Raw genomic sequence first — 21,947 nt, forward strand, 5'->3', positions numbered from 1 at the left:
GGGTGGGTGGGCGCGCGAGCGATGCCGCGCCGAGGGTTTGCCCGGCTTCGTCGGTGACGGTGAGGTCGGTGGCGTCGCCGCTGATGGTGATCAGCCCGCGGTGGTGCATGCGGTGGTGATACGGACACACCAAGACCAGATTGATCAGCTCGGTGAGGCCACCGTCTTCCCAGTGCCGGACATGGTGGGCATGCAGGCCGCGGGTGGCGCCACAGCCAGGTACCGCGCAGGTGGGGTGACGGTGTTCCAGAGCGCGCCGCAGCCGCCGGTTGATCTGACGGGTCGTGCGGCCGGCGCCGATGGGCTGCCCGTCGCGTTCGAACCACACTTCGCAGGTCGCATCGCAAGTCAGGTACTGGCGCTCAGCCTCGCTCAGCCACGGGCCCAGATGCAATGCGGCGGCAGGTTTGTCCACGTCGAGGTGCACGACGACCGTAGTGTGCGCGCTGTGCGGGCGGGCGGTCGCCTCGACATCCCAGCCGGCCTCGACCAGCCGCAGAAACGCCTCGACCGTGTCGGGCATCGGCGGTGCCGTCTCCGAGGCACTGTCGCCGCGATCGCGTTTCCATTGGGCGATCAGCGCCTCCCGATGGCAAGACAGCGCCGCCTCGAACGTCGCCGCCTCACTGTGCGGCAGGGTGATCCGCCACGTCGTGGACTCCTCATTCGAGGTTTTGCTGATCGCAGACGACGGGGCCGGGCGCGGATCGGGCTTCGGACGCGGCTCCAACCTCACCGCGGTACGCAACTGATTGACCGTCGCGCAGCGGGCGAACTCCGCATAGTGCTCATCAGAACCCTCACCAGCCCGCCCGGCGATCACCCCGAGCTGATCCAGCGACAACCGCCCCTCGGCCATCCCTGCCGCACACAGCGGAAACTCCGCCAACCGGCCTGCCACCGTGGTGATCGTATGCGCGGTGGTCGAAGACAAGCCCAGCTTCCAGGCCACCAACGCCGACACCGACCGCGCCCCCGTTATCCCGCACAACCCGTCGCGATCGATCTCGGCGACGATCTCCACAATGCGCCCGTCAACGGCATTCCGCTGACCGGCCAACTCGGCCAACTCCTCGAACAACTCCGCCAGGCGGTCCTTCGGCATCGTCGCCGTGGATGACGCGTTCGAAGACATAACCCCATCATCGCAGCGGGGTACGACAAGTTTGGAAGGCCAAGGGCGGCTACGTCATTCGCGCCCGAGCGACCTGCACGGCGCCGTTGCCGGTGATGAGCCACAGCGTGGCGAGCTGACCGATCAACTCGTCCACCGACAGGTCGACGTCACCGTTGACGAAAGCCAGGATCGCCTCGGCCGTCCCGCCGACGATGAACGACGGCGCCACCTTGGCCAGCGGGTCTGCCTCCAGCTCGACATCGTGCACCGCGCGACCGTGGGCGACCAACACCTCGGTCAGCCGGCGCATCACCGTGTTGCGGTGAGCCTGCAGCTCGGGTGAGGAAGCGACGCCACCGAGCAGCACCCGGGCCCGTCGGGGATCGTCGACCAGGACGCGCACGGCCGCCGCCACCCCGGCCAGCGCCTGGGCCTCCAATGGCTGCTCGATCACCGCCCCGACGGCCGCCAGGGTTGCCGTGCGCACCTCGTCCGCGATGTCGTCGACGACCGCAGCAGACAGCGCATCAACATCGCCGAAGCTTTCGTAGAAGTACCGTTTGTTCAAACCGGCTGCGGCGCAGAGCTTGTCGACTGTGACGCTGCGCCATTCGTTGCGCGCCATCGCGTCCATCGCCGCGTCCAACAGTCGCCGGCGGCGCTGCCGTCGGCGCTCCGGCGCGGACTGCCCACCGTAGGCCCGCTGAGTTGACTCGGACACCGTCAAATCCTCGCAGGCGTTGACAACACCGACAAACTCTGGCACGTTTTCGTACCAGAATTGCGGGACCATTTCGTACCAGAATTGCGGGACCGGAGGATCATGACGAAACCAGCAGCCACCAACACCAAGACGCCCGAACGCAATACGTCGGTACTCAACGACCTCCGGCAGCTGGCACGCACCTCCCCCGTGCTGGCGCGCCGCCAGGGTTGGGACTACCTGCGCGAGCTCGGCAACAGCGGTCGGCGCGAGCAGCTGGCCACCCTGTTCGCCCGCGGTGACGCCCCCGACGGACCGCACGGGGCGCTGGAAGGCCTGATCGTCGGCAACCTGTTCGGCATCCCGGAGGCCTACCTGGCCAACCCACTGCTGAAGATCGATCCGACCTGGCGTGGCAAGACATTCACGGCAGACACCGGTTTCAATCGCCTGGCCCCGCTGGCCAGGTACGCGATGCCGGTGATCGCCCCGCTCTACCGGGGCTTGCGCCGGCAAGGTTCCGAGATGGTGGGCTTCGGCTTCGATCACCGCATCGAAACCGCCGCGATCTCGCCCTACAACACCGTGAGAGCACTCGACTACAGCCCCGAGAAATACTGCAATCCCAGCGTGCGGACATTCCCCATCAAGCGGACCCGCGACGAGATAGTGGAACTGCTACCTGGTCTCTACCTGGGGCGGGCGCTGCTGACGATGCACAGCGGCGAGGTGCGGCTCATCGCCTATTTCGCGTTGCGGGAATTCGCCGATGAGAGCGTAACCCGATGATCAAGCTCAAGGGTGCGGTCGTATGCGTCACCGGAGGCGCACGCGGCATCGGTCGTGCCACCGCCAATTCGCTTGCAGCGCGCGGAGCGACCGTATGGATCGGTGACCTGGATGCCGACGAGTGCTTCCGCACCGCCCGCGAGATCGGGGTCCGGGCGGCACATCTGGACGTCACGGACGAAGCCAGTGTCGCCGCGTTCCACCGCGCCGCATCCGCGGACGGGCCGGTGGTGATGCTGGTGAACAATGCCGGCATCCAGTACATGGGTTCTTTTGTGGAACAGAAACTTTCGGCTTACCACCGCGAGGTGGCGGTGAACCTGGTGGGCGTCATCAACGGGATGCACGAATTCCTGCCCGAGATGCTCGAGCGCAACTACGGTCACATCGTCAACGTGGCGTCGATGGCGGCCAAGGTCACCACTCCCGGAATCTCCGTCTACTGCGCGACGAAGTATGCGGTGGCCGCACTTTCGCGCGCGGTGCGCGCCGAGATCGCCGACACCGACGTCACCATCACCACGCTGATGCCGACAGCCGTGCACACCGAGTTGACTGCGGGGGTGTCGCTGAACCTGCTGCCTACCAGGCAACCTGAGCAGATCGCCGAGACCATTGCGGACAGTGCGCGGCGACCCGGGCGGGAGGTTACCGTGCCGTGGTGGCTGGCGCCCTTCGGAGCCATCGAAGAAGTGACACCCGAACCGTTGATGCATCGCCTCAAGCGGATTGCGACCCGCAACGAGCCGCCCGGCCACTTCGACGAACAACGCCGCCGCGGCTACCTGGACCGGATTGGTTAGAAAGCTTTTAGAAGGACGCAAGAAAGGCACAAGGCCTGCCCCACAGACTCACTTCACCAGGAAGTATCCGTCCACACCGAAGTGACCAAGCAGGCCAACATGACCACTCTCCGAACGATCGATCTGCACGGCGAACGTGTCGCATACCGCGACGAAGGCGCCGGCGAGGTGCTGCTGCTGATCCACGGGATGGGCGGCAACTCGAACAACTGGCGCGAGATGATCCCCGTGCTTGCCAAGAAGTATCGCGTCATCGCACCGGACCTGCTGGGCCACGGCCAGACCGCCAAGCCGCGGGCCGACTACTCGCTGGGCGCCTTCGCGGTGTGGTTGCGGGATCTGCTTGACGCCCTTGGGGTTCCGCGGGTGACGATCGTCGGCCACTCGCTGGGCGGCGGCATCGCGATGCAGTTCGCACACCAGCACCGCGACTACTGCGAACGGCTGATCCTGATCAGCAGCGGCGGACTGGGCAACGAGGTGAACCGGACACTGCGGCTGGCTTCACTGCCCGGTTCGGGGGTTCTGCTGCAACTGGCGTCCGCCAAGCCGGTGATCAAAGCCCGGATGGCGCTTGCGGCCGTCGGCAACCGATCCGACCTCAGCCACCACTGGGAGGCCCACGCCGCACTGGCCAACCGGGAAAACCGCCAGGCGTTCCTGCGCACCCTGCGCGCCGTCGTCGACGGCCGCGGACAGGCGGTCTGCGCGCTGAACCGCCTGCACTTCAACGCCGACCGGCCGGTGCTGATCATCACCGGTGATCAGGACCCCGTGATCCCGGTCGCCCACGCACACGCGGCCCACCAGGCCATGCCGCACAGCCGGCTGCACGTCATCCCCGGCGTCGCCCACCATCCCCACACCGAGTGCGCCGAGACGGTGGCACGGCTCATCCACGACTTCGTCGGCTCCGGTGAGGAGCACGCGGAGGCTGCCGTGTCGCTGGCCGACTGGTCGGCCGCCGGACCGCGCATCAGCCGGCGGCGTCCGCGGCGGCACCTGCGGGCGGTGCCGAACGCAGACGAATCCCTCTGCGGCTGAGAACCTTCAAGTCCTGGTCAGCGGAAGCCGGACCTGTGTGGAACATATGACTATTCTCTGAGTCTCGTCGGCCACGGCCCAGTAGCTTCACTTTGCGGCTTCAATTTGTTGGCAAGATCGTGACGTTGGGTACAGGGAGTGTTGTGGACGACGAGGGCACGCCGTTCGGCCGTTATCGGCTGATCGAGCTGATTGGCCGCGGTGGCATGGGTGAGGTCTGGCGAGCCTTCGACACCGAGACCCAACGCGTGGTCGCCGTCAAGGTGCTGTCGGCGAACCTCGCCAACGACCCGTCTTTCGTGCAGCGGTTCCGACGGGAGGCGCTGGCCGCGGCCGGGCTCAACGACCCCCATGTCATTCCGATTCACCATTTCGGCGAAATCGACGGCCGCCTCTATGTGGACATGCGCCTCATCAACGGCCGTGATCTGCAGAGCATCATCGCCGAGGGCGTCATGGATCCGGCACGCGCGGTGAGCATCATCGAGCAGATCGCCTCGGCACTGCACAGCGCGCACCAGATCGGACTGGTGCACCGGGACGTCAAGCCGTCCAACATCCTGGTCACTCCCAACGACTTCGCTTATCTGATCGACTTCGGCATTGCCAGCGCTGCGGGCGATTCACGGATGACCCATACCGGCAGCGTGATCGGCACCTGGGCCTATATGGCCCCCGAACGGCTGAACCAAGGCCAAACGGACCCGCGCAGCGATACCTATTCGCTCGCCTGCGTCCTGCATGAGTGCCTGACCGGCAGTCAGCCGTACCCAGGGACCAGTATTGAACAGCAGATCGGCGGCCATCTCGGCTTGCCGACGCCGCGGCCCTCAGCTTTCCGTAGAGGTCTGCCTATCCAACTCGACGGCGTGATCGCGATCGGGATGGCCAAGAATCCCGACCAGCGTTACTCGACTCCCGTCGAGATGGCCGCAGCGGCCCGTGCGGCGCTCAACCAACCAGGCGCGGCGCCCGCCCACCACCACACCCCGGCACCGGTGCAGGCCAGCGTGCCGCGGAACTACTATCCCGCGGCGCCGGTTTCCAATACCGATGCGACCCAGTACCGGCAATATGTGCCGCCGGCCGGTTCCGATGTCCCGGCCGGCACCAGTCCGCCGCCCGTCGGCCCGCCCCGGCCTGCGGCGACGACATCGTCCCCACCGAACCGGAAACGTCGACGCGCCCTGGTGGCGAGCGGCATTCTCGCGGCGATCGCCGTGATCGCCCTGGTCGCCGTCTTCGCGCTGATCCCGGATGACAAGACTGGTCCCGCGACTACCCCCCTCGCCAATTCCGGGCCGATAACCGGCTCCTACACCGTCAGCTTCGGCCCCAGCATCGGACTGTCGGGGAAGCCCGAGCCAGGCACGGAACCACCCGGGCAGGAGACGTGGAAGCTGCGGTCGGTGTGCGGCGCGAAGGGGTGCGTGGCTACGGCGGCCAGAAGGGACGGCTCCTTCAAACACCCGACGAACCTGGTATTCGACGACATCAACGGACGCTGGATCGCGGTAGCGCTCGACACCGAGAGATGCGGCAACGAAGACATCGAAGAGTGGCATTGGATCTACCTGTTACCGCGGCCGGACGGCAGCCTGGCCGGCGAGTGGATCGACGACTCCGTCAAGTGCTACAGCAAACGAAGCGTGACATTCACCCGGACCGGCGACGCTGACATCGCGGGCCTGCCCGACCCGGCCACGCTGCCCGCCCGGGTGGCCTCGCCGGCGCTGGGACTTCGCGGCTTCTACCGCTCGAAGGTGACGACAGCGACCGGCCAACCGAAGATGGGCGATCAGGATTTCAGCGTCGACACGTTCTGCCTGCGCGCCGGGGACCGATGCCTGAGCCGGTTCGTGCTGACCGATTTCACCGACCACCAGCTGTTCATCTTCGCCAACAACGCCTGGACGGAGAACTCCGAAGAGGACGCGCCCTGCCCGGCCGGCGGAACGAGTCATGTCCGGATGACCGGTGTCTTTCCGCTGCCCAAACCGGCCCAGGACCCGATCACGTCGATGTCCGGCCATGGCATGGAGGACGTGTCGGGTAGCGCATGCAAGGGTGGGCCCTACGACCAGGTCTTCACGCGCATCAGGGATTGATGCGGCTAGACCGGGACCGGCAGCCCGGTGAGGCCGCTGAGACTGGGGTGGGTCAGCGAGTCGATGAGGTCCTCGACCACTGCCAACGGGAAGTTCGCCGTCGCGGTGCCGACCCCTTCGAGTCCGTCGCGGACCGCGATCGCGAACGTCGTCGGATCGCCGGACAGCAACCCTTCGAACGCATTCCACGCCGCCACCTGCGGCGGCACGATCAGGTTCCGGAAGTCGACGAACAGCTTGGTCGGCAGATTCGCCGGCCCGACGGGTACGCCGTCCCAGCTGACCAGATTCCAGCCACCCTTGGGATCGCCCTGCATGACCACAACGCTGGTGTTGTTGAGCTGATGGGTGAGCAGCAGTAGGGGGTTGGGGTTGTTTACGTTCATCAGCGTGCCGACCTCGATCGTGAAGGCGCTCGGGTACGCCACGTCGGTGATGTGCCCGGTCACCGGGGAGACGATCGGGTTGCCCATCGCGGTGTTGTACATCGCTTGCACCGACTGGTTGAAGGCGTTGTTGAACACGATGCCGTTGACGTTCGTGGAGCCGGGCGCCAGCATCGGCACCAGGGGGAAGCCGAGCGTCCACGCGATCGGACCCATCAGATAGAGGATGCCCGCGGGGCTGATCTGCGGTAGGCCCTCGTAGATGCCGGCGTTGATCTCGTTGAGGCCGGCCAGTATCTGCGGGTTCGCGGTCAGGTAGCTCGCGGTCTGCTGCGTCCGCAGCAACTCGGACGCGAAAATTCCGGCGTACTGGTTCGGCGGGTCGAGGACGGCAGCGATAGCCGCCGCCTGTTGCTGTCCGAGCGCTGTCAACGACACACCCGGTACCGCGGTGTCGATCCAGCCCTGGGCGTTGGCGATCGACTGGGCATGACGCACGAAGTCGATCTGGATGAGCGTGTTGGGCCCGGCGGTGGGCAGCGCGCCCGCGCCATGTGCGCCGACGAACAACCCACCGCGGCCGGCGTACCCACCACCTGCCGCGTCGCCGCCGTTGCCGAAGAACAGCGCCTGCCCGCCGCTGCCTCCGGTGCCGCCCGCGCCACCCAGACCGCCGTTGCCCATCAGCCAGCCGCCGACACCGCCCGTGCCGCCGATCGCGCCGCCGAAACCGGCACCACCGGCGCCGCCGTTGCCGATCAGCCCGGCGTTGCCGCCGGTGCCGCCCGGCGTCACGCCCGCTGTCGGTGAATAGCCCGTGCCGCCGTCACCGAACAGGAAGCCGCCGGCCCCGCCGGTCGGGTGGGCCGCGGTGCCGGCCGCACCGTGGCCGATCAGGCCGCGTCCGAACAGCAGGGTCGTCGGCGCGTTGATGATCGGGTCCAGCGTCTGACCCAAAGGACTGGCGATCCAGGCATCACCGGCGGTATGCAGCGGACCATAGACCAGGCCCTGAAAACCCTGGGCGACAACAGAATCCAAGCCGGTCAGCGCAGCGGTGGCGGCGGCCTCGGCACCCGAGTACGACGTCGCGGCAACAGAAGCCCGGCGCCGTAGTCACATACGACATCGCCCACCCTCGTTGGTATCGCACTTAGGGTCATCATCGCGTCCCGCGCTTCAAAAAGAGCGCGTATCGGAAAATTGGGTTACCGAACGATGAGCGCGCGGTTACGACTGCGGTTTTCGGCTTTTACGGTCAAGAAACGACTGCATATGCCGCTGCGGTTCGCCGGTCAGGAACGCTCGGCCGAACTCGCCCACGCTGTCTTCGATCGCCGCGTTGACCGACATGTCGAACCATCTGTTGAGGAGCCGCTTCTGTTGCCTCACCGCCGCCGGCCCGAATCCGCCCAGTCGTCCCGTGAGCTGTGCGATGCGCGCATCGAGTTCCTGCGGCGCGACCACCTCGTGCACCAGTCCCCAAGTGAGGGCCGTGTCGGCGTCGATCGTCTCGCCGGTGAGCAGCATCCAGGCCGAATGCCCGGCCCCGATCAGCGCCGGCATCAGCGCCGCGTGGATCACCGACGGAATGCCGACGGCCACCTCCGGCATGCCGAACCTGGCGCCGGACTCGGCGATTCGCAGATCGCAGGACATCGCGACTTCCAGACCACCGCCGAGGCACCAGCCGGCGAGGCGGGCGATGACGGGGACGGGGCACTCCCGGATCGCCTCGCACAGGCCCGCCAGACCACGGATGAACACCTGGCCGCTGTCCTGGTCCAGATTGACCATCTCGTTGATGTCGGCGCCGCCGATGAACGCCTTATCACCCGCACCGCGCAACACCACCACGCGCACGCCGGGGTCGTCTCCCGCCGTCTGCAGCGCGTGGGTGAGCTCGGAAATCGCCGGACTACCAATGATATTCAGCGCTTTGGAGTTGATCAGCTCGATGGTGGACACGCCGCCGTCGCGACCGAGCCGCACGAAGCTGGTTTCCGTCATAGTCATGCGCCGGAGCTGGCGTCCTCCAACTCGTCGAGGGCTTCGCCGGTGTAGACGGCCAACCGCTGCAGGTGCGGCAGGGTGTCGCGGCAGCCGATGAACCCGAAATTGAGCGTGCTCGCGTAACTCTGCAGGGTGATGTTGAGCGCCTGGCTGTGTGCAACGAGGGACACCGGATAGGACGCCTCCATGCGACTGCCCCGCAGATACAGCACGTCCTGAGGGCCGGGCACATTGCTGACGCAGAGGTTGAAGGCATGTGGCAGAGGCGTTTTCACGCCGCTGAGCGCACTGGCCAGCTGCATGGTGAACGGCGCCATCAATGCCGCGGTGTAGGCCAGGATCGCGTCGCGGTTCATCTTCGCCAACTCGGCCTTGGCCATCCGGGTCGTCGCGGTCACCGTTGCCAACCGCTCCAGCGGATCTTCGATGTTGGTGCCCAGCGAACCAAGAATCGCGGCGACGGCGTTGCCGCCGCCCTCGTCGTCCTTCGGGCGCACGTTGACCGGCAGCATCGCGATCAGCGACTTCTCGGGCAACTCCCCCAGCTCGTCGAGGAACCGCCGCAGACTGCCGCCGCAGATCGCCAACGCGACATCGTTGACGGTCGAATCATTGTTCGCGCCAATCTTTTTCAGACGATCGAGCTCGTACTGTTGAGTGGCGAAGCGGCGGTTGCGGCTGATCCGGGTGTTGAGGATGCTGTGCGGCGCCTGCACCGAGCCGATCAGGTTGCGGTACTCGTTGTCGCTGCGCAACTGGGTGTTGATCAACGCCTTGGTGAGATCGAAGGTGGACCGTCCCGCACCCGCAACCGAACCGAGCACGCTGCCCACCCCGCTGACCATCCCGCCGAGGTTGCCCACCACACCACCGAGGCTGTTGAGCAGACCGCCCGCGATGCCGCTACCGGAATCCTCTTTTGCCGCCGAGACCCGGCCGGGGGTCGGGATGTTGAAGAACAGCGGGTGGGTGGTGTCGTGCGGATCGGTCGACAGGCTGCGAGCCAACATCTTCTGCCCGGTGTAGCCGTCGATCAGCGCGTGATGCATCTTGACGTAGATCGCGAACCGTCCACCCTCGAGGCCCTCGATGAAGTGCATCTCCCACGGTGGGCGGCGCAGGTCCAGGGCGTTACTGTGCAAGCGCGACACCAGGATTCCGAGTTCGCGCTCGTCGCCGGGACTCGCCAGCGCGGAGCGCCGGACGTGGTAGTCCAGGTCGAACTTGTCGTCGTACACCCAGGACTGGATCGGGCTCAGTAACAGATCTGGATGGCTGAGCTTCAGATTCCACGGCGCGACGACCTCGTTCGCCTTGCTCTCGTCGACCAGCTGACGCAGGAAGTCGCGCGGCGCATCGGGCGGCGGGGTGAACGGCATCAGCCCACCGACGTGCATCATCGTGCTGGACGTCTCGCCGTAGAGGAACAACATGTCTTGCGGGCCCAGCCGCCGGGCGGTCTTGCTCACGGGCTACTCCTTCTCGGTGTCACCGGTGATTGTGACCGTAGCCCAAAGTCAGCCGTGTGGACCCTCCGATTTCGGTTCGCGCCGCGACCGGCTGCGGCACCGGGACCGGCCGCCGACCGGGCCTGGCGCTCGAGCCGGCGCAAACATGCTGCGGCGCAACCGGATTGCCGTTGCAATCCCCGTCAGTACAGCGGGACCCACACGCCGAAGAACCAGTACCCCCAGCCGCCGTACTGCCAGTTGAAGACCGGTACGACGGTGAAACTGTTGTAGTTGAACTGGCCGAAGTCACGCTGTGCGTAACCCACGTCGCGCGCGGGCCCGTCCCAGGGCCGGTTCCAGCCTCCCGGGGGCGGCGGGCCGTTCCATCCGCCCGGCGGCGGCGGACCCTGCCAATTGGGTGGCGGGTGCCCCGGAGCGGGGCCGTCGTTCCAGCCGAAGCCGCGCAGCGGCGGCGGTGGCGGAGCGCCGCGGCCCGGAAGGTTGAAACCGGCGAGGGTGTCCGCGGGACCGCCGATCTGCGCGCCGGGCACCACCAGGTCTATGCGCGGGATGAAGGGCGGATGCGGCGGCTGCGTGGCCGGCGGATTGAGCACGATCGTGATCCCCGGCGCGGCCGTGGTGGACGTGCTCGACTGTCCGGCCGAGACCGTGGTGGTCTGCCCGCTCGAGGAGGTCGTGGTCGATCCGCCCGACGAGGTGGTGGTCTGCCCGCTCGAGGAGGTCGTGGTCGATCCGCCCGACGAGGTGGTGGTTCCGGCCGACGTCGTCGTGGTCGCACCCGAGGTCGTCGTCTGGGTGGTCGCCACCGTGGTGGTCTGGACGGCCGACGGCGTCGTCGTCTGCGCCACCGGCGGCGTGGTGGTCGCCGGAGGTGCTGTGGTGGCCGGCGGCGCGGTGGTGGCCGGTGGCGCGGTGGTGGCCGGCGGCGCGGTCGTCATCGGTGCGGTGGTCTGCGGCTTCGGCGCGGTGGTTTGCGGGGCCGGTGCCGCGGTGGTGGCCGGGGATGGCGTATCGGGGGCGAGCGGAATCGGCACCAGCGGCGCCGAACTCGCGGGGCCGGCGTCGAGCAGCACCGCAGCGATGCCCAGACCGGTTGCGACCGCAGCCGCGCTGACAACACGTTTCATGGTCATAGCTGCGTCCCCTCCTGGGCTCAGGCCGCCTGCGTTAAGGGCAGGTCACGCTCATCTCGAATGGTTTGGTGACCGATTGAGGTTGCTGCGGGTTGCTCATGTCGACGCCCGAAGCGGTGCCCTTGATCGCGTAGACCTTGTCCTTCACCGCCGCCCCGGCGCTGGTGGCCTGATTCGGCGCGGCGTCGGAGAAGCCGAGCACGATGCCGTTGACGCTGCCCAGCCCGACCGCGTGCACGATCGGCGGATTGGCGTTGCTGACGACGGCGCCGATCCCGGCTGCGGCGTCCCCGATCCCGATGTTGATGTTGTCGCCGGCGGGCGTGCAGGTCACCTGGCCGGTGACGTGCTGGTCCTGACCGTCGACGACGACTTTGGGGCCGGCCGGCGCCGGGGGCGGACCTGACGATCCGGACGACCCCGTATTCGATTTGTCGCCCGAACAACCGGCGCAACTTGCGACAACCATCACCACGCCGATAACGCCGGCCACGACTGCACGCGTCACTCTGCACTCCTCGTCGCTGGTGCCGCACCCATCCAGCTCCGGTTCACACCGAAAGTTGCGGCGTAATACCCCGCACCGAAGATTTTCAAACATATTCACACCGGATTGCCAGATGCGCGGCGATCAATCGCCGATGTGACGCTCCAGGAAGTCGAGCACGGCTCCGGCGAAGATGTCGTTGCGGTCGCCGGCGACCATGTGCCCGGCACCGCGGACGTCGGCGAACTCAACCTGGGGGAAGCGCGCCAGGAACTCCTCGGCGCGTTCCTGACTGACCAGGTCACTCATCTGGCCCCGAATCAACAGCATCGGCAGGCCGTTTTCCAGAATCGCCGCGACTGCGGTGTGCATGCGGTCGGCGTCGGTGACCTCGAACGGCGGGAAAGCCGCTGTGCCGCTGATGAATTGCGGATCCCAGTGCCAATACCAGCGATCACCGCGGCGCCGCAGGTTGGTGGTCAGGCCGTCCAGGTCGGTGGGGCGGGGCCGATGCGGGTTGTATTCGGCGATCGCGTCGGCGACCTCTTCGAGCGACTCGAACCCCGATTCCACCCGGTCGGACATGAAGGCGTGGATCCGGTTGGCTCCCGACTGCTCCATGTTCGGCACGATGTCGACGAGGACGACGGCGCCGGCCAGTTCCGGCGCGATCTCGCCGGCCAGGAGCATCGAGGTGAAGCCACCGAGGGAGGCACCCACCAGCACCGGCCGGGGTGGCAGGCCGCGCAGCACTTCCACGACATCGGCGGCGAAGCTGGTCACGCGATAATCACCTTCGCCGGACCAGTCGGATTCGCCGTGCCCACGCAAATCGACAGTGACAGCTTGATACCCGCGCCTGGCAACGGCCGCGGCGGCCCGGCCCCAGGATCGGCGGGTTTGCCCACCGCCGTGCAGAAATACCACCGCACGCGCCGCCGGATCACCCTGGCGGTCGGCGACGATGCGGAGGCCGCCCACTCCTTCGGTGGCGAACGACTCCGGTTCGGTGGACATCAGTGGGGATCCTACGGTGGCCGCAGCATCGCCCCGAACTATGTGGTCAGCTTCGTGAGCTGCCCGGCGCCAGCTTTTGCAGACGGCCGAGGATGCGCGTCAAAGGATTGCCCCCCGAGCGCCGCGAGTCGTTGATCCTGTCCAGCGTCTGTTCGCCTTTGACGGCGTAGTCCTTGACGCTTTCGTCGCCCTCTTCAGCGCGCATATCCGGGCCTCCGTTCTCGATAGTGCGTATCGCGGCGATAGCCGCTCCGGTGTTTCAGCACCTCTCACGGCGTGCCTCGTCCCACCTCGGCGGGACACTGCGAGTCGCCTACCCGCGGGGCCGGTGCTTCCAAACACCGCGCTCGGGAGTATCGGCCCGTCAGCTGGTCGCGTCAGGCCCAGCTTCGCCGTGTTGATCGGGCCTGGACTGCGGATCGCTCGACGCGATCTTCAAGACCGCGTTGGCCAACGGGTAGTCGCCACCGTCATTGCGTGACTCGATGTAGCGGCGTACCCGCTCGTTGCCGAACAATGCCGCGCCGGCCTGGTCCATGAACTGCCGGATCTCATCGGTGTTGAGCAGGACCAACTCGTCCTCGCCGCGCCAGCCGAAGGCGATCTGCAGAACCTTGGCAGACAGGCCGAAGGCCTCGCCCACGGCGATCAACTCCGCAAAATTCGGAAAATCGTCGGCTTCCTTGCGCCGCGAGTAGGTGGCTTTCGCCAGGTTGAGGGCGGTGCCGATCTCACCGTCCGGAACGTCCCGGTTCAGCAACCACTCCAGGACGCGGCGAAGATCCCTGCCGGCCCTGTTCGTCCTTGGCATCTCGAAAACGCTACCCGGCGACCAAAGAGCAGTCAAAAGCTTCATACGACGGCGTCTGTCGCGCAAAAATAAAACATTAGTGCTTTTTCTGAATGCCTGTTTCATTTTTGAAACCGATGCGCTAGATTGACGATCAGCACCTCATCCGGCACACCGACCAACATCAGCGGGAGACACCATGCACAACCGTTCCGGCGACGACCGCACCCCGTCGTGTTCACGGCGCACTACCGGCAGGCGGCTGACGATTCTGGCGATCGTCTCGGTGGGAGCGGCGGTCATCGCGGCCAGCACCGCGAATGCTGACCCCGCCGAAACCGCCCGTGCCGACGGCGCCGGGACGAACAGCCCCTCGTATCAGCTGGGCTACCACCAGACGTTCAGCGACTACGAGATCGTCGCGAGTCGGATGCGCGCGGAGGGATTCACCCTGGAAGACATCGACATCTCGAGCCGAGTCCCCGCCGTATGCGCCAACGAAGCGCAGTCCGTTCAGAGCACGCCGGAACTCACCGGCCCCGACTTCCTGCGGGGCTGCGCCGACGCGGTGGAAAGCCTGGTCGATGCCGGCATCGCATCCTGAGGCCGGCCACCGGCTCTAGCCCCCGGTGCGGTTGAACTTCATGTCGTAGGGGCCGCCCTTGCATGCGCTTCCCGACTCGTCCTTGGTGCCGCTGCCGGTGAGCACCATGATCGGGTCTTGCTCCGGCTCCGGAAGCGGGAATGTGCCCTTGATCCTGACGTGCGACGTTCCCCCGGCCGGACAGGACGCGTCGTACTCGTCGTCCCGCGTCCACACATTGTTGGCGAACAACAGCAGTTGGGTGCCGCTACTGCCATTGCGGACGAACCGGCTCAGGCATCGATCACCGGTGCGCAGACAGATGGTGTCGACGTTGTAGTCCGCTTCCTGTGGCTTCGGCGCGCCGGCGCCGGTGTAGGTCGTCAACAAGTGGTAGAAGCCGTGCAGCGCCTCTGCCGGGGAGGTTTGACGGGCCGACTCCTCAGCCGGGTTGGGCAGGCTGTTGAGATCGGCGTCGCCGACCCGGGTGAAGGTCACCGACCGCTTGCTGTAGCAGTCCAGGGAATCGGTGATCCATTCGCCGACCATGGTGCCGTCGGCATGTGGCTGCAGCCACACGTAATTCCACTTCTCGATCGGCTTGTCGTTGCAGTTCCCGCCCTCGAGTGCCACCGCGATCCAGCGCCCGCGAACGTCGTCGAACACCAGCTTCGGGATGTGGTTGTAGGGCCCGTCGGTGCGCTGCGCCGTCGCGACGCAACCACTGTTGTTACTGCCGGTGCAGGCCGACCGCAGCACCCAGGTCTCTTTGGCCGGTGGTTCGGAATTGGCCACCTCTTTGCCCGCCAGGGAGAGCTTGGGGCCGAAGTCGGCGGTGTATGTGCCGGTGAACGGACCGCCCCCGTCCGGCGCGCCGGAGGGCTCTGCCGTGCCGGAATGCCCGGCCTGATTGTCGCCGCTCTTGCCGCCACCGCTCAGCGCGATTCCGGCGACGACGGCGATGACCACCAGCAACACGCCCACGCCCGCGAGGATCAGCGGGGTGCGGCGCTTCTTGCCGGGTTTGGCGGGAGGGGTTTCCGCCGATGGCGGCGGCTGGGGCGCGGGTAGCTGCGGCTCGCCGCTCAACCGGAACTGGGTCGGCTCTTCGTTGCCGTGCCGAGGCTGGTTGAGGTCCAGGTTGGGCCGGCGCTGGGTCGGGTCGGTGGGCGGGCGTTGCGGGCCGGGCTCGACGGGCGGCCGGTACAGCTTGGGATCCGACGGCTGACGGTAGGGACTCGGCTCCGGCGGCGGGCGTCGCTGCGGCTCGGGGGGCGGGCGGCGCTGCGAGGGATCGACATACCCGGGTCCGCCGCGCCGGGGTGGGTGCTGCCTCGGCGGACCGGGTGGCGGCTGCTTGGGCGGGGGCGCCAGTTGGGTGCGCTGCTGCACGGGTTCGGGCCGGCGCACCGGTATCGGGCGCGTCCCGGTGACGGCTTCACGTGCGGCCGCGGCCATGTCGGTCACCGTCGGATAGCGCTGCTGAGGAGTCTTGGCCATCGCCGTGGCGATGACGTTGTCGAGTTCTTCGGGGATGCCGCGCCGGATGGTGGACGGTCGCGGCGGCGGCAGGCTGAGGTGCCCGCCGATCTGCTGTTCGAGGCTGTTGCCGGGGAACGGCTGGCTGCCGGTCAGGCATTCGTGCAGCACGCAACCCAGCGCGTAGGTGTCCCCGCTGGGGTCGGTCTGGCCGGTGGTCACGCGTTCCGGGGCCATATAGGCCCACGTCCCGATGACGTTGCCGGTACCGGTCATGTGCGAGTCCCCGGCGGCGCGGGCGATGCCGAAGTCGATGAGGTACGCGAAGTCGTCCTCGGTGACCAGGATGTTGGACGGCTTGACGTCGCGGTGTACCAGGCCGATCCGGTGGGCGGCGCGCAGAGCCGACGCGATCTGCTCGATGATCATGACCGCGCGCTCGGGTTCCAGCGGGCCCTCGGCGATGATGGCCTGCAGGTCTCTGCCGACGACCAGTCGCATGTCGACATACAGGCGGCCTTCGATTTCGCCGAAATGGTGGATCGGCACCACGTGGGGGTCGTTGAGCCCCGCGGCCGCCAGCGCCTCCCGGCGAAACCGCTGCTCGAACGTGGGGTCGTTGGCAAGGTTGGCGGGCAGCACTTTCACCGCGACGACACGTTGGGTCTCGGTGTCGTAGGCACGCCACACCTCGCCCATACCGCCGCGGCCCAGCAACTCGATGAACTGGTAGCGGCCGAATGTCGTACCTTGCACTCCGCCCCCCTCAGCGAAAGACTCGGTGGATACTCAGCAAAAAACATTAAAGCCGCACCAGCGGGGATGCACGGCTGTATTGCCTAGCTAATCACGAAACGTTTGAAGCCGGGATAGCGAGGCGCAGCACGACCGGACAAGCGCAGACTGAAACGTGGAGCCGGTAACTCCCGATGTAGGTCCAGGGGGTGCGCATATGCCATTCGACACACCGTCACCGGTCACCGAACTGACGCAGGAACTGCGCCTTGCCACCACCATGACCGGCGGGGTCAGCCTCGCTGTCTGGATGGCCGGCGTTGCCCGCGAGATCAACCTGCTCGCACAGGCGTCGCAGTGGCGCCGGGAGGGGGGCCCGTTCCCGGGCGGCAGCCCCCTGAGCAAGGAGTCGACCGCGTCGCTGCGGCTCTACGCGAGCCTTCTCGACCTGCTCGACGTGATCGTCGACGTCGACATCCTGTCCGGCACCAGCGCGGGTGGCATCAACGCGGCGCTGCTGGCGTCGTCCCGGGTGTCGGGGTCGGACCTGGGGGGATTGCGCGACCTCTGGCTCGGCCTCGGGGCCCTGACCGATCTGCTGCGCGACCCCCGCGACAAATACACCCCGTCGCTGCTGTACGGCGACGAGCGAATGTTCAGCGCACTGGCCACGCAGATCCCCAAGCTGGCCACGGGACCTTTTCCGCCGGCGGAGTTTCCCGGCGGCGCGCGTGCCCCGTCCACCACGCTGTATGTCACGACCACGCTGCTGACGGGCGAGGCCAGCCGATTCACCGACTCGTTCGGCACGCTGGTCCAGGACGTCGACCGGCGCGGCCTGTTCACCTTCACCGAGAGCGACCTGGCCAGGCCCGGCACCGTTGCGGCCCTGGCACTGGCGGCGCGCAGTTCGGCCTCGTTCCCCATCGCGTTCGAACCGTCCTACCTGCCCTTCAACACGGGCACGCCGGCCCACGGGAAGGTGCCGGCCCGTCCGCCGATGGCGCCGTTCACCAACATCACCCGGCCGCACTGGGCCGCCGACGGGGGTCTGCTCGACAACCGGCCGATCGACGTGCTGCTCAAGCGCATCTTCGATCGGCCTGCCCGTCGCCCGGTGCGCCGGGTGCTGTTGTTCGTGGTGCCATCGGCGGGCCCGGCGCCGGACCTGGTGGCCGAGGCGGCACCGGAGGACGTCAACGAACCACCGGGTCTCATCGACGGCCTGCTGAAGGATCTGGCCGCCATCACCACCCAGTCGATCGCCGCCGACCTGCGCGCCATCCGGGCTCATCAGGACCGGATGGAAGCCCGCACCGACACCAAGCTGCGGCTGGCCGAACTCGCGGCGGCGCTGCCGCACAGTTCGCGGCTGCTCACCGCTCGGCTACTCGCCGATTACGTGGCCCGGGAGGCCACCCGGCTCGCGCAGACGCTGACGGATGCGTTGCTGCGCCAGCTGGGTACGTGGCCGCCCTCCCGTTCTGACCTCGCCGAGAGCATTCCAAGGAACTGGGAACCCGAGCTCGCCGTCGGCGGCGACTCCGACCGGGCCTGCCGGCGCCGGATCGTCGACGCGATCGTCAGTCGCTGGACCCTGCCGGATGGCCAGACACTGCCGCAAGGGCCGACCGATGTGGCCCGGTTCGGCCAGCCCGCCCACGACCTGGCCAAGAGTTGCGCGATCGCCGTCGTACTCGCCGCCTATCAGCTGGCCCGCTCCGATGACGATGTCGCCGCCCTGGCCGGGCTGACCAAGGGAATCCATGCGGCGTGGCCGCCCCCGGCGCCGGTTGAGCTCGGGGTGCTGGTGCGCGAGGTGTGCACCGACGCGACGGTGCGGCAAGGGTCGTTGACGGACGCCGCCGCGCTGATCGCCGCGCAATACCTGCACCGGATCACGGTGCCGCCAGTCGGCTGGAGCAATCTCGGCCGGGTTCTGTTCGACAGCTTCTACACCCTGAACAGGTTGGCGTTCAACGGTTCAGCCACCGGTGACGGGGCGAGTCCGCTGCGCACGTACCTGAGGTATCTGGACCTGGCCGACGACGCGGACACCACCGCGTTGGCGCTCTTCGACCTGGCGGCGACCCAGCGCGCGATGCTTCCGGCGGAGGCGGACGTCGAACAGTCCGTCGAGCTCGTGCAGGTGAGCGCCGACTCGCGCAGCCTGCTCGCACCGGACTGGCAGACCGCGCAACAGAAGCTCACCGGCATGCAGTTCCACCATTTCGGCGCGTTCTACAAGCGGTCGTGGCGGGCCAATGACTGGATGTGGGGTCGCCTCGACGGCGCCGGCTGGCTGGTGCATGCGCTGCTGGACCCGCGCCGGGTGCGGTGGATGGTGGGTCGCCACACGGAAGATACCGAGTCGGGCGCGCGATGGTTCCTGGCTCGCCTCAAAGAGCTTGGCGCACCGGCTTTTCCGAAAGCCGGCTACCGGCTGCCGACGGCCGGTGAGGAATCGGAGCGGCTGACCGAGGACATGTTGCTCGCCGAACTGTCCTTCCTCGACGACCCGTCTGTGGACGTACCGGCCAGCCTGCCCCGGACATCGCTGTGGCTGGCGCAAACGTGGCAGCAACGAGTCCTCGACGAGGAACTCGATGAACTGGCCGTCGCCGTCACCGACCCCGAACCGGGCGAACGGCCTGACTGGAGTCCGGCCACCTCGCGAACGTGGGCGAAGAAGGTGCTGACCGCCGACCCCGGGCCGGCGAAATACGCTCTGCTGAACGAGGATCCGGTGGCGGCCGAGACCTTCGCCACCGACAAGGGTTCGCCGCTGATGGCGCACACGGTGGCCAAGGCGGCGGCGACCGCCTCCGGGGCCGCGGGCTCGGTCCGGCAACTGCCCGCAGTGGTAAAGCCACCGTTGGCCACCCTGCGGACGGTGGCGCTCGGCGGGTACCGGGTGGTATCGCTGACCCGCGGCGTGGCCAAATGGACGCTGATCGCCGGGGCAGCGCTGCTCGTGCTCGGCACGGCAGCCGCGATCGCGTCGGCCGGCACGGTCGGCGCGCTGGGGCTCGTCGCGGCCGGCATCGGCGGCTACCTGCTGGTGCTGGGAACCTGGCAGTTCTCCACCCGACTGCTCTTCGCGCTGTTGTCGGTAACGCTGGTGGGCGCGGTACTTTCGCTGGCCACGCCGGTGGTGCGCGGCCGGCTTTTCGGCGATGCGACACATCCCGGCTGGGTAGGCGCCCACGCCTACTGGCTGGGCGCGCAGTGGTGGCATCCGTTGGCCGTCGTGGGCGCGCTGGCGCTGAGTGTCACCCTGGTGGCCGTCGCGAAACCGTCAAAACCGTTGCGGCGCAGACACAATCGTTCCCGTTAGGTTATTTCAGAGCACTGATCCCGTTGTAGAGCACCATCAAACCGATCAGGACCAGCACAGCGGCGAGCATCGCCGCGTGGTTCTGCTGCATCCATTCCTTGAGGCGGTTCAGCGGCTCATCCAGACGGTCGCCGGCGGCGGCATAACCCAGAATGGGGATCGCGACCGTCGAACCCGACAGCACGATGAACACCGCGGCGAAAAACCATTTCCCTCCGACACCAAGCCCGCTGGTGCCGATGGCCAGCCCGCCTGCCAGGCACAGGAGTGACACCTCGAGCCGGACCACCGTGAGCACCAGCGCCGTGATGCCGGCCCGCTTCGGGGTGATGGTGTCGAACGTCCGCATCCACCGCGGTGCCTCGCCGTGACCGTGACGGGTCAGCCAGCGGTAGATGCCGAACAGGATCAGCGCCGAACCCAGGACCACGCGCAGCCAGGACGCCCACGACGGGGGCGACTTGTGCAGTCCGGCGAATAAGCCGGATCCGGCCACGAAGATCGCAGTCAATGCGGTCAGCCCCAGCATCCAGCCACCGAGAAACGCCAAGCTGGTCGGCCGTGGCCGCGGCGAGTGCAAGACCAGCACCGCCGGGATGATCGTCAACGGAGAAACTGCGATGACCAGAGCCAGCGGAATGAGGGTGGCCAGCAGGGAGCCCCAATTTCCTGTCACGGGCAGCAATCTTCGCATTGAACGCCCGTGATCACCCGTCAAACGGGGTGCGGGCGCGTGATCGGGTCTTCCTTGCGGGCTTTGACCGGTGCCGAGCTCGGCGGGAGGGTGAGCAGGTTGCCCCGCAGGCTGCCGCGCGCGGTGCGTACGGTGACCAGGATCCAGGTCAGCAGCAGGCCCAGGTAGGCGACGGCGGCCGCGACCTTGAACGCCGGAAGGTGGGTGTGCGCGGCGAGCTGGGACGTGCCGGTGACGAAGGTACCCACCGGAAAAGTCAGGCTCCACCACGTCAGGGCGAAGGGCATCCCGCGCCGCAGGGTGCGCACCGTCAGCGAGGTGGCCAGCGCGATCCACAGCACCGCGAACCCCCACACCGGCACCCCGAAGATGACGGCGAAGTCGTTCATGGCCGCCGCGAGTTGATGATCGACCGCACCGGTCGACGCGGCCGTCGCCAGAAGCCCTGCGGCAGTGATGGATTGACCTAGCGGCCCGAGCACGATCCACAGCGTGGGCACCCGCGCAGAGCCGGATGTGCCGTACAGCACCAGCCTGCTCCAGATCATTGCAATGATGTTCAGCGATGCGATCAGGGACAGGCCGAACATCGCGTAGCAGCCGTAGAGCATGGTTTCGCGGCCGGTGCCCGGCGGCATGTGTGGCAGCAGCAGTGCGCCCGTCGCGGCCGACACCATCGGCGGCACCACCGGCATCAGCCAGCCGCCGAACGCGGCGTCCGGTTCGACGTGCAGCTGGGTGAACATCAGGAACGGGATGCTGACGGCGGTGAATAACCCGCCGGCCGTACCCGCCGTCCACAGCACCCAGTCGAGGTCGACGGCCACCCGCCGGCCGATCAGGTCCCCACCCACCAGCACCGCGCCGGCTCCGACGGTCATCAACGCCATGGGCGCCGCGCCATAGAAGTGGGCCATCTGCGGATTGCGGGCATGGGTGCGGGCCACCGTCGGGTTACGCAGCCAATGGCCACCGACCAGAACGATCAGCACCGCCAGCAGGGCGGCGGCGAGCACCCAGACACCGGTGGTGAACCCGCGCAGGCCGGGTACATGGACGGGCAGCGTGGCCCCGGCGATGGCGACGATCCCGGTGCCCATCACCGAGGCGAACCAGTTGGGCCCGATGTTGCCCAGGACCTCGACGCGCGTGTGCGATTCGCTCGGGGCCGACGGCGCGTCGTCGGGGGTGGGCATGGCCATAGCTGAGCAACCTACTGCCGGTGATCACGCGGCGGTGCGATTGGGCGGAACATGT

18 protein-coding genes and 1 pseudogene are annotated in these 21,947 nt (G+C 67.4%); 6 read left to right on the plus strand and 13 right to left on the minus strand.

Annotated elements, in window-relative coordinates; genetic code table 11:
• Positions 1–1,135, minus strand: a 1,135-nt coding sequence (locus AO501_RS30405) for an HNH endonuclease signature motif containing protein (protein ID WP_055581316.1), incomplete at its 3' end; no start/stop codon positions are given.
• A 49-nt stretch (positions 1,136–1,184) separates the two neighbouring features.
• A complete protein-coding gene (locus tag AO501_RS30410) occupies positions 1,185–1,838 on the minus strand; it encodes a TetR/AcrR family transcriptional regulator (RefSeq protein WP_055581317.1) in 654 nt (217 codons plus the stop codon).
• Between the two features lie 102 nt (positions 1,839–1,940).
• Here AO501_RS30410 and AO501_RS30415 point away from each other — a divergent pair, with 102 nt between their 5' ends.
• From AO501_RS30415 to AO501_RS30430, 4 genes are all read left to right on the plus strand, one after another.
• Positions 1,941–2,609: a hypothetical protein gene (locus tag AO501_RS30415; RefSeq protein WP_055581298.1), complete on the plus strand. Its 669-nt coding sequence runs from the start codon at positions 1,941–1,943 to the stop codon at positions 2,607–2,609.
• Entirely contained in the window at positions 2,606–3,412 is an 807-nt protein-coding gene (locus AO501_RS30420) for an SDR family NAD(P)-dependent oxidoreductase (RefSeq protein WP_055581299.1), read from the plus strand. The genes AO501_RS30415 and AO501_RS30420 overlap by 4 nt, the downstream gene beginning before the upstream one ends.
• A 99-nt stretch (positions 3,413–3,511) precedes the next feature.
• Positions 3,512–4,456, plus strand: coding sequence for an alpha/beta fold hydrolase (locus tag AO501_RS30425; protein WP_082658936.1), 945 nt, complete (start codon positions 3,512–3,514; stop codon positions 4,454–4,456).
• A gap of 143 nt (positions 4,457–4,599) precedes the next feature.
• A complete protein-coding gene (locus AO501_RS30430) occupies positions 4,600–6,564 on the plus strand; it encodes a serine/threonine-protein kinase (RefSeq protein WP_055581300.1) in 1,965 nt (654 codons plus the stop codon).
• Positions 6,565–6,569: 5 nt separating this feature from the next.
• On the opposite strand, the pseudogene AO501_RS30435 reads toward AO501_RS30430, so the two are convergent.
• From AO501_RS30435 to AO501_RS30465, 8 genes and pseudogenes are all read right to left on the minus strand, one after another.
• Positions 6,570–8,057 (minus strand): annotated as a pseudogene (locus tag AO501_RS30435) (phosphoglycerate mutase family protein); the annotation flags it as partial.
• A 123-nt stretch (positions 8,058–8,180) separates the two neighbouring features.
• Positions 8,181–8,966: an enoyl-CoA hydratase gene (locus AO501_RS30440; protein WP_055581302.1), complete on the minus strand. Its 786-nt coding sequence runs from the start codon at positions 8,964–8,966 to the stop codon at positions 8,181–8,183.
• Entirely contained in the window at positions 8,963–10,432 is a 1,470-nt protein-coding gene (locus AO501_RS30445) for a WS/DGAT/MGAT family O-acyltransferase (protein WP_055581303.1), read from the minus strand. The genes AO501_RS30440 and AO501_RS30445 overlap by 4 nt, the downstream gene beginning before the upstream one ends.
• A gap of 182 nt (positions 10,433–10,614) precedes the next feature.
• Positions 10,615–11,562 carry an MAP_0585 family protein gene (locus AO501_RS39780; RefSeq protein WP_063892958.1) on the minus strand — a complete coding sequence of 316 codons (948 nt, stop codon included), beginning with the start codon at positions 11,560–11,562 and terminating at the stop codon, positions 10,615–10,617.
• Between the two features lie 40 nt (positions 11,563–11,602).
• Complete coding sequence (locus AO501_RS30455; protein ID WP_197419975.1) at positions 11,603–12,076, minus strand: lipoprotein LpqH; 474 nt, start codon at positions 12,074–12,076, stop codon at positions 11,603–11,605.
• A gap of 123 nt (positions 12,077–12,199) precedes the next feature.
• Positions 12,200–13,072 (minus strand): alpha/beta fold hydrolase, encoded by an 873-nt coding sequence (locus AO501_RS30460; RefSeq protein ID WP_197419976.1) that lies wholly within the window; start codon positions 13,070–13,072, stop codon positions 12,200–12,202.
• 46 nt (positions 13,073–13,118) lie between these two features.
• Positions 13,119–13,277: a hypothetical protein gene (locus tag AO501_RS37505; RefSeq protein ID WP_156452867.1), complete on the minus strand. Its 159-nt coding sequence runs from the start codon at positions 13,275–13,277 to the stop codon at positions 13,119–13,121.
• Positions 13,278–13,436: 159 nt separating this feature from the next.
• Positions 13,437–13,883 (minus strand): hypothetical protein, encoded by a 447-nt coding sequence (locus tag AO501_RS30465; protein WP_231752662.1) that lies wholly within the window; start codon positions 13,881–13,883, stop codon positions 13,437–13,439.
• Positions 13,884–14,061: 178 nt separating this feature from the next.
• On the opposite strand from AO501_RS30465, the gene AO501_RS30470 reads away from it, so the two are divergent.
• Entirely contained in the window at positions 14,062–14,466 is a 405-nt protein-coding gene (locus tag AO501_RS30470; protein ID WP_055581305.1) for a hypothetical protein, read from the plus strand.
• Positions 14,467–14,481: 15 nt separating this feature from the next.
• Here AO501_RS30470 and AO501_RS30475 read toward each other — a convergent pair whose 3' ends face one another.
• Positions 14,482–16,680, minus strand: a complete 2,199-nt coding sequence (locus tag AO501_RS30475; RefSeq protein ID WP_055581306.1) for a serine/threonine-protein kinase — start codon at positions 16,678–16,680, stop codon at positions 14,482–14,484.
• 196 nt (positions 16,681–16,876) lie between these two features.
• On the opposite strand from AO501_RS30475, the gene AO501_RS30480 reads away from it, so the two are divergent.
• Complete coding sequence (locus AO501_RS30480) at positions 16,877–19,996, plus strand: patatin-like protein (protein ID WP_082658934.1); 3,120 nt, start codon at positions 16,877–16,879, stop codon at positions 19,994–19,996.
• A 1-nt stretch (position 19,997) separates the two neighbouring features.
• Here the strand turns inward: AO501_RS30480 and AO501_RS30485 are convergent, their stop codons facing one another.
• Both AO501_RS30485 and AO501_RS30490 read right to left on the minus strand, forming a co-directional pair.
• Complete coding sequence (locus AO501_RS30485) at positions 19,998–20,690, minus strand: GAP family protein (protein ID WP_055581307.1); 693 nt, start codon at positions 20,688–20,690, stop codon at positions 19,998–20,000.
• A gap of 20 nt (positions 20,691–20,710) precedes the next feature.
• Positions 20,711–21,886: a TDT family transporter gene (locus AO501_RS30490; RefSeq protein WP_371935033.1), complete on the minus strand. Its 1,176-nt coding sequence runs from the start codon at positions 21,884–21,886 to the stop codon at positions 20,711–20,713.
• Between the last annotated feature and the right edge of the window lie 61 nt (positions 21,887–21,947).

It is taken from the genome of Mycobacterium gordonae (assembly GCF_001417955.2).
Lineage (GTDB): Bacteria > Actinomycetota > Actinomycetes > Mycobacteriales > Mycobacteriaceae > Mycobacterium > Mycobacterium gordonae_B.

Coding starts and splice junctions, on each gene's coding strand:
- AO501_RS30415 (WP_055581298.1), top strand. CDS start 1,941: ATGACGAAACCAGCAGCCACCAACACCAAGACGCCCGAACGCAATACG.
- AO501_RS30420 (WP_055581299.1), top strand. CDS start 2,606: ATGATCAAGCTCAAGGGTGCGGTCGTATGCGTCACCGGAGGCGCACGC.
- AO501_RS30425 (WP_082658936.1), top strand. CDS start 3,512: ATGACCACTCTCCGAACGATCGATCTGCACGGCGAACGTGTCGCATAC.
- AO501_RS30440 (WP_055581302.1), bottom strand. CDS start 8,966: ATGACTATGACGGAAACCAGCTTCGTGCGGCTCGGTCGCGACGGCGGC.
- AO501_RS39780 (WP_063892958.1), bottom strand. CDS start 11,562: ATGAAACGTGTTGTCAGCGCGGCTGCGGTCGCAACCGGTCTGGGCATC.
- AO501_RS30460 (WP_197419976.1), bottom strand. CDS start 13,072: ATGTCCACCGAACCGGAGTCGTTCGCCACCGAAGGAGTGGGCGGCCTC.
- AO501_RS37505 (WP_156452867.1), bottom strand. CDS start 13,277: ATGCGCGCTGAAGAGGGCGACGAAAGCGTCAAGGACTACGCCGTCAAA.
- AO501_RS30465 (WP_231752662.1), bottom strand. CDS start 13,883: ATGCCAAGGACGAACAGGGCCGGCAGGGATCTTCGCCGCGTCCTGGAG.
- AO501_RS30470 (WP_055581305.1), top strand. CDS start 14,062: ATGCACAACCGTTCCGGCGACGACCGCACCCCGTCGTGTTCACGGCGC.
- AO501_RS30480 (WP_082658934.1), top strand. CDS start 16,877: ATGCCATTCGACACACCGTCACCGGTCACCGAACTGACGCAGGAACTG.
- AO501_RS30485 (WP_055581307.1), bottom strand. CDS start 20,690: ATGCGAAGATTGCTGCCCGTGACAGGAAATTGGGGCTCCCTGCTGGCC.
- AO501_RS30490 (WP_371935033.1), bottom strand. CDS start 21,886: ATGCCCACCCCCGACGACGCGCCGTCGGCCCCGAGCGAATCGCACACG.